Genomic DNA, 6264 nt, shown 5'->3' with positions numbered 1-6264 from the left:
AAATATAAATGTTCCTTTATTTTTCTACATCTTTGTTGAATGCATGTTGAACAGATGTAGTGGTTTAATTTCTTTTTCACTATTTGCTTCAAACAACATTTAAGCTAGCGAACATTGATCCTCCTGATCTATATGTTTAACTTAGGAACTGAACAAAAATGAAAATGATGAAAACCGCTCTTGTTACAGCAAGCATTCTTGCTTCATCAGCTCTTTTTGCTGAAACTTCTGTAAATGCTGGTGCAAATGTCTCTGCAAATGCAAACGCTGATACAGGTTTACTTGATAATATCGGCCAACGAGTAAACAATACTGCTGACAAAGTAGGTCACGGTATCGAAAATGGTGTAGATAAAACCAAAACATCTACACAAAATGCATGGTCTAAAGCTAAAACTTTCGCTTCTGACAAATCCAAGTTGGCTCAAGACAAAACTGCTGATCTAAAAGATTCAGCATCAGAAAAAACTCAGGATGCAAAAGACTATACATCTGAAAAAGCTCAAAAAAGCAAAGACTATTTGAGCGATAAATCAAGCAAAGCTAAACACTATACACAAGAAAAAACAGCAAAAGGTAAAAGTTTTGCATCTGAAAAATGGCAAAAGACCAAAAAAGCACTTGGTGTAAATGAAGAGTCTTCAGCGACTCAATCAGCACCAAAAGCAAATGTAGGTGTTTCTACAGATGCATCAATTGGTAAGCATGGCGTAAAAACCAATGCGGAAGCAAGTGTTAACTAAGTTTCACTTATGATAAAAGCCCGCACAAATGCGGGCTTTTTAGCAGCAACAACCACCCCATTTAATTGACTTGCCGAATGGGCTGTCCTGCAAGGAATGCCTGAGTATTTTCAACCATTTGATTAACAATCCTTTGCCGGGCATCAACACTGCCCCATGCACTATGTGGCGTAATAATCAAATTTGGAATCGTTTCGTCAAGCAAAATATTGCCATCTTTGGGAGGTTCTACACTCAAAACATCTGTAGCCGCCCCCGCAATTTTCTTTTCAATCAAAGCATCTTTTAATGCCGATTCATTGACAATTCCGCCACGCGCACAATTGATCAGAAAAGCAGTGGATTTCATAGCCTCTAACTCTTTCTGTCCAATCAAGTCTCGGGTCTCATCTGTTAATGGGCAATGTAAACTTAAAAAATCCACTTGGGGTAAAAGTTCTACCAAAGGAACTCTTGAATTATTCGATGGACGATTTGGCAGAGAGCCAATCAATACTTGCATACCAAATGCTTGTGCGAGTCTGGCAACTGCTTGCCCCAGTTCACCATAACCAATAATGCCTAAAGTCTTACCTTCAAGCTCTATAATCGGATAATCCAACAAACAAAAAATCGGTGATTTGTTCCATTTACCTTGTTTCACTGCTTGGTCATATTTGATCAGTGATGTTGCCAAGGTCAACATAAGTGTCAAAGTATGCTGTGCCACAGCAGATGTACCATAGCCCTGACAATTACAGACCACTACACCTTTCTCTTTTGCTTTAAACAGATCTACATTATTCGTCCCTGTGGCAGAAATCAAAATCAGCTTTAAGTTTTCACATTGTTCAATTGTTTTTGCATCAACAATCACTTTATTGGTGATAATTACATCAGCATGTTTAACTCGTGTTGCCACCTCATCCTGCGATGTTGTTGGGTAGAGTATCAACTCATCAAAAGTAGACTCCAATTGGCTAAAATCAAGGTCATTTTGATCCAAAGATTGATAATCCAGATAAACGGCCTGCATAATATTTCCCTAAATTTAAGTCTGTTCAAAGTCAATGTAGATCTAAAAGGATATACACCAGAAGCTGCTATATAAGCAAATCACAAGATATTCTCTTTGAATTATTCAAAATATCATATAGTATTGTTTTAATTAAATTTAATACAAAATATCATGCAAAAAAATATAACTTTTAATTTTATCTTTCTATTTTCCTGTCTATCTGGTTTTCTCATACAGCAACCCCATGCCAGTTCATCAATTCTGCTACAGTCCATATCTAATGCAGAACAATTTGAATCAACCGAAGGTAATTTGATTGAACTGATCAAAAGCAGTGCTGGCTGCATGATTAAGGCAACTTTTTATGGAGAAACAGGGCAAAATACTGAGATTTATCATTTTAAAGATAGTCATTTTATTCAGGGACTAAAATACGAATACTCCTATACTCTCGGCGGTCTCTCAAATCTGTCAGACAATCATGGAAACTTTGAAATCTATCTTAATAAAAGCACTAATCTGGATAAAAATGATCTAGAGGTCATAGAGGACTTTAAAACTGTAAAATCCCTATTTCCCAGCAAATATCTTAATCAATGCAATTAAGCCAGAATGAACTTTACATTATCTTCAAAGCTATCGTAATCAAATTTACATGTCCCAGATAAATCCGAACCCAAGTTCATATTTTTATAGGATAATACATAAAACTCTGGATATTTTTTAATAATAATTGGACTCATATCCAAAGAAAGTGCATCACCTTGCTTGAATAACTTAATAATCTGACGGTCATTCATTGCTAAAAAGTAATCTTCTTTATTCAAATCGATGAAAGTCAATCCTGTATCTTTAACTTGCAATGAACATAGATATTTACTATTAATATCAATGACCTGCTGGCTATAACTTTCAATTTTCTGGGTAATAACATTAAACACCAGAAAATTGCCAAAATAGTCCTGTAATTGTACTTTCTTTTCAATCGGGAAATTCACCGAAATCCCGAGCTTAAGTAAATCCTGCTCATCTACACGCTTATTGGTCAGCAAGATTCGAGTAATCATTTGCTTTAAATTATTATCAAAAAAGCTATTATCCAGCTGTAAGTCCGTGCTTTTCAGAATCTTGCCTAATGCTTCATTGTGCGTTCCCAGCAAACGGGCAATCACATTACGATAATAAAATTTATTGTTCTTTTTTACTTCTCGCATTTGTTTATAAAAATAAGTTTTATCAAATGGATGGGTAATAAAGTCATTTAACAGTGCTGAACTCGCTAATACAGAAATCGCATCATGTCCTGAATATGGCAGGTTCAATGTATGTAAATGTGGAATAAGAGGCTTTATTTTTAAATAATTTTCACGGTCATTTTCAAAATATGGATCATAAACAATAATATATTCACAATCACTTGATATATCACTGCTTTTAATCTGCATATCATGATTTAAGGAAGCATCATAAAAATCTGAATAGCGGCGATCTTCGACCTGTTCAGGGTCAATAGAATATTGTGGAACAAATGCGACTGCACGTGTCATTTTAAAATATTTGGAATATTTTATTACGGCGTATCCACCCATCGAGCCACCATAGCCGACAATATTCTGATATTGCTGCAAATAAGGTTTTAGCACCTCAAATAATGCCTGCATGCTACTTTCAGGAAACCATGACTTTTGCTTAGGCATGATACCAATGACATTAAAATCATACTTACTTAATGATTTTTCAGCATTGATTGACAACCCCTTGGCACGTGTTATCAAATCACCAAAAGAAAGCACTAATGTGTCAGATGTTCCTTGTAAATAAATAGCTCTGATTTGTTCATCTTCAAAAATTATTTGTTTTTCCATCGACACACCGAAGAGAGATTAAGTCCATCTGACTATGGATAAAACATCTTACCCAAAAGTTAAGATGTATATTTTATCCATGCTACACAGATTAAAAAGCACATAATCTTCCACAATTACATAATTTGTTACTTAAACCTTTCTTTTTTACAAAAAACCATCTTTGTTCAGTCTTGATGTAAGCACTTCAGTAGGATTTCTTTAAATGCATCGAACTATCCTAGAACTTTCCCCCAACGCCAATACCCCATACAATTCAAATGTTCTTTTTGGATGCCACATTCCTGAGCGAGATAGCGACGAATATTCAGTACAGCTTTAGACTCCGCTGCTATCCACGCGTAAAATTTTTGTTGTTCCAACTTTTCTCCTGTAAACCACAAAATTTCTTCATCAACATTGATATTTTCCAGTTCAACTGCTGATTTTTTTTGTTGTTGTGATGGGTAGAGCTTTTGCACATATTCATATAATTTTTCTCCAGGTTGACTCTGGTTTTCACGAGCCAACCAATGCACATGAATATTTTGATGCTCTGGTAATTCTATCCGGTCTTCGTGCTTTGGCATCTCAATTAGGACATGGACATCGGCTTGTACGTTATCTAAATGTAACTCTTCAATGATCCCGGCAACAGCAGGTAAAGCCGTTTCATCAGCCATCAGTAAAATCTGTTCAGCGATTGCTGGTGGATGCCATTCAAAACCACGTTTTTCACCATCCCAATCAACATTAGGTGCAGCCATCTGAATCCGATCACCTATCATGGCAGATTCAGCCCAAGTTGATGCTGGCCCTGTTGCACCATGCATTGCAAAATCAATATCTACCCTGTTTTTTTCTGGATATAAGTTTCGAATCGTATATGTCCGCATAGGTGGACGTGTAGCTTCTGGCATTTGCCGATAGGCTTGATACCAGTCTTCTTTTTCTACAATCCATTGTGTTTCCTGAGGATTTTTTAACTGCGGGAAAAACAGCTTAACCCGTTGATCTGGTGCAAATGTCTGTATCGCGGACATTTCAGAACTTTCAAAACTAAAACGTCGCATAGTGGGAGAAAGTGATTGCATCATTACCAGTTGTAAATTGATAACACGATAAGCTTGTTTTGACATTTTAAGAGCATCAACAGTCTTTAAAGAATTAATGATAATGATTATTATTTAATAAATCCATGTTCAATTTGTTTCTATTTTTAAGTTTTATGTCATATCTGACCTGACTTATAAAATTCACTATTTTAAAGCGATAAAATCAGATAGTTTTAAAGTAATCTAATTAAAGAAATCGAAATCATGGCTCAACACGTCCATCCTGCTGCACAAAAGGGCTTTTCATCCGCCGCAGAACTTTATCAACAAGTTCGCCCAAGTTATCCACAAGAGATCGTTGAATGGCTTAAAAATGATCTAAAACTAAATCACGAATCTACTGTCGTTGACTTAGGTGCAGGGACTGGCAAATTCTTGCCTTATTTAAAAGCAGTCACATCTCAAGTTATTGCAGTAGAACCAGTCCAAGAAATGCTGGCTGAACTTCAAAAAGCATATCCTGATGTACAAAGCATAAAGGCCACAGGAGACAACATTCCCCTTAGCTCTGAAAGCATTGATGCTGTCCTTTGTGCACAATCTTTCCATTGGTTTGCAAATATTGAAACATTAAATGAAATACACCATATCCTCAAACCTAATGCTTCTCTGGGATTAGTCTGGAACCAGAGAGATATTGAAGTCGATTGGGTCAAAGCACTGGCAGACTACATAGAACCTTTTGAAAACAATACCCCCCGTTATCATAGTGGTCAATGGAAAGAGGTTTTTGAAAATCAGTTTTTATTTCAGCTCACTAATGTCAAAGTCTTTTCCCAAGTGCAAAAAGGTACAGTTGAAAATGTAGTAAGTAAACGTTTACTCTCGACCAGTTTTATCGCCGCAATGCCTGAACATAAACAACAGGAAATGAAAGCCCATTTTGAAAAAATAGTCCTGGATTTCACAGGAAAAAATCCTCAGGATGAAATAGAATTTCCTTATGTTACCTATGCATACCATTTCAAAAAATAGATCCCTAATTTGTGTTAAAGGAAAGCTTGATGATCTTGCGATTAAAACCAGCTGTAATTTTTTTATTGATCTGTTCAAGTGGATTAATACTCAGTGCATGTGAACAACAGTCTGAACGTGCCACACCCAAGCAGCAACATCAGGCTGACGCAGGTGCAGATGTCATGAAACAGCTCAAAGAGCAACCGATCCGTGAATTTCCGAACACACCTTTAGATGCCGAAGATATTGCAACACTTGTTGATTTTGATGAAAGATTTGCACAAATGAGTGATGAAATGGAGGCTGAGCTCATGAAAATGCAAAAAGATGGTACGCTCACTGCTGAATTCGATTTCAATCGCAAAAGAGATAATATCCAGTCTGCTTTAACAATGTTAAAACAGCTTGAGCTTAAAACCGAACAAGGACGTTACATTCAGGGGTTGCTCTATCAATATTGGGAAAAACAGGCAGTTGCCCTAGATAGTCAAGACTCACAGAATCAACAAAGTACCCTTAACAGTCTTGCAGAATATGTACAGGCTCATAAACAATTGCAACACTGGAAACTCAATCAGGTTAAAAAATAAAACCTTTACATTAAAAAA

Annotated in this window: 7 protein-coding genes; 4 read left to right on the top strand and 3 right to left on the bottom strand. The window is 36.3% G+C overall.

Going from position 1 to position 6264, the window contains the following annotated elements:
- Positions 1–158 precede the first annotated feature (158 nt).
- Positions 159–743, top strand: a complete 585-nt coding sequence (locus KPC_RS04785; RefSeq protein WP_121973272.1) for a hypothetical protein — start codon at positions 159–161, stop codon at positions 741–743.
- A 61-nt stretch (positions 744–804) separates the two neighbouring features.
- Here the strand turns inward: KPC_RS04785 and KPC_RS04780 are convergent, their stop codons facing one another.
- Complete coding sequence (locus KPC_RS04780) at positions 805–1758, bottom strand: 2-hydroxyacid dehydrogenase (protein WP_121973271.1); 954 nt, start codon at positions 1756–1758, stop codon at positions 805–807.
- Between the two features lie 153 nt (positions 1759–1911).
- On the opposite strand from KPC_RS04780, the gene KPC_RS04775 reads away from it, so the two are divergent.
- Positions 1912–2346 carry a hypothetical protein gene (locus KPC_RS04775; protein WP_121973270.1) on the top strand — a complete coding sequence of 145 codons (435 nt, stop codon included), beginning with the start codon at positions 1912–1914 and terminating at the stop codon, positions 2344–2346.
- On the opposite strand, the gene KPC_RS04770 is transcribed toward KPC_RS04775, so the two are convergent.
- Entirely contained in the window at positions 2343–3605 is a 1263-nt protein-coding gene (locus tag KPC_RS04770; RefSeq protein WP_121973269.1) for a hypothetical protein, read from the bottom strand. The two genes, KPC_RS04775 and KPC_RS04770, sit on opposite strands and share 4 nt — an antisense overlap.
- 215 nt (positions 3606–3820) lie before the next feature.
- On the bottom strand, positions 3821–4723 hold the full coding sequence (locus KPC_RS04765; protein WP_121973268.1) for a siderophore-interacting protein: 903 nt from the start codon (positions 4721–4723) through the stop codon (positions 3821–3823).
- Positions 4724–4903: 180 nt separating this feature from the next.
- Here KPC_RS04765 and KPC_RS04760 point away from each other — a divergent pair, with 180 nt between their 5' ends.
- A complete protein-coding gene (locus KPC_RS04760; protein WP_121973267.1) occupies positions 4904–5674 on the top strand; it encodes a class I SAM-dependent methyltransferase in 771 nt (256 codons plus the stop codon).
- 32 nt (positions 5675–5706) lie between these two features.
- Positions 5707–6246 (top strand): hypothetical protein, encoded by a 540-nt coding sequence (locus tag KPC_RS04755; RefSeq protein ID WP_121973273.1) that lies wholly within the window; start codon positions 5707–5709, stop codon positions 6244–6246.
- Positions 6247–6264 lie beyond the last annotated feature (18 nt).

The organism is Acinetobacter stercoris (genome assembly GCF_900323515.1).
Lineage (GTDB): Bacteria > Pseudomonadota > Gammaproteobacteria > Pseudomonadales > Moraxellaceae > Acinetobacter > Acinetobacter stercoris.
Note: the sequence above shows the minus strand (reverse complement) of the source record. Positions and strands in the feature narration are given on the sequence as shown.